The 1,149-nt window shown below is 66.3% G+C and carries 1 protein-coding gene; it reads right to left on the bottom strand.

Annotated features, from left to right (window positions below; genetic code table 11):
- Positions 1 to 57 precede the first annotated feature (57 nt).
- A complete protein-coding gene (locus KUM03_RS24605; protein ID WP_217251486.1) occupies positions 58 to 828 on the bottom strand; it encodes a transposase in 771 nt (256 codons plus the stop codon).
- Positions 829 to 1,149 lie beyond the last annotated feature (321 nt).

A 1,149-nucleotide genomic window follows, 5' to 3' on the forward strand; every position in this document is an offset into this window, starting at 1 on the left:
CTAAGTGTTGTCCCGTAAATGATCTCCGGCATGCCGGTCGACCAGTGCTGTTGCTTCTCAGCCGGTCAGTGTGAGGTTGTGCAGGCGGGCGATGCCGAGCAGGGCGTGGTGGACGCCGTCGCCTTTGAGGCGGCAGTCGCGGAGAATCTTCCAGGTCTTCATGCGGGCGAAGGCGTGCTCGACGCGGGCGCGGACCTTGCGGTGTGAGCGGTTGTGCTCTTCTTTCCAGTCCGGGAGTTCGGCCTGGCTGCGTTCGCGGCGGTGCGGAATGATCAGGCCGGTGCCCCGGTAGCCGCCGTCTGCGATCACGGTGGTGCGGCCGACGGCGTCCTTCGCGCCCGAGATTTCCCATGCCTTGCAGTCGTTGCGATTGCCGGTAACCGGCCGACCGACGGCGACGACGCGCCGGGTGTCGGCATCGATGACGACCTGGTGGTTGGTGGAGTACCGGTAGTTTTTCGACTGCTCGGCGACGGTGTGGTCGCGGGTGGGAACCAGGGTGCCGTCCACGATCAGCACGGCGTCCTTGCGGAACCGCCTGCGTTGCTGGAGCGCGAGCCTCGGGCCGAGGTGGTCGATGATGCGGTCCGCGGCCGACTTCGACACCCCGAACAGCGGCGCCAGTTGTCGCAGGGTGAGGTTCGTGCGCCAGTACGCGGCGACCAGTAGGACCCGGTCCTCCAGCGGCAGGCTCCAGGGCCGGCCCTTGCGGACTGGGTCGGCACCCTCGCGCCGCAGTGCGGTGACCAGCTTGGCGAACTGACGCGGGCTCAGCCCGGTGAACGGGGCTATCCAGGAGGGCTCCGACGCCGTGATCACACCAGTCACATCAAGATCATGTCATCGGTGGCTTCCTGCATCCGTCGGCAGACTGCCTTCCCGATACGGCCCGGACGTTGCAGGGAGAGAAGGGGGGCGGGGTTACGGCAAGATACCTCCAGTCCCGAGCTGGATGCCGGGGCCTGTGCGACCCACCCCCCATGGCCGCGAGTCCCTCACGATCTCCGTCCGGCCCATCGAGCCGTGATCGTATCTTGAGCCGCTGACAACACAGCCGACCCGAGAATCAGCGGCTACGAACTCTCTGCACGGCGCCCAGCTGACGTAACCAGACGCGAGTACCGATCAGTAGTTACGGGACAACGCTTA

The sequence above is a fragment of the Streptomyces sp. AC602_WCS936 genome (genome assembly GCF_019049125.1).
GTDB lineage: Bacteria > Actinomycetota > Actinomycetes > Streptomycetales > Streptomycetaceae > Streptomyces.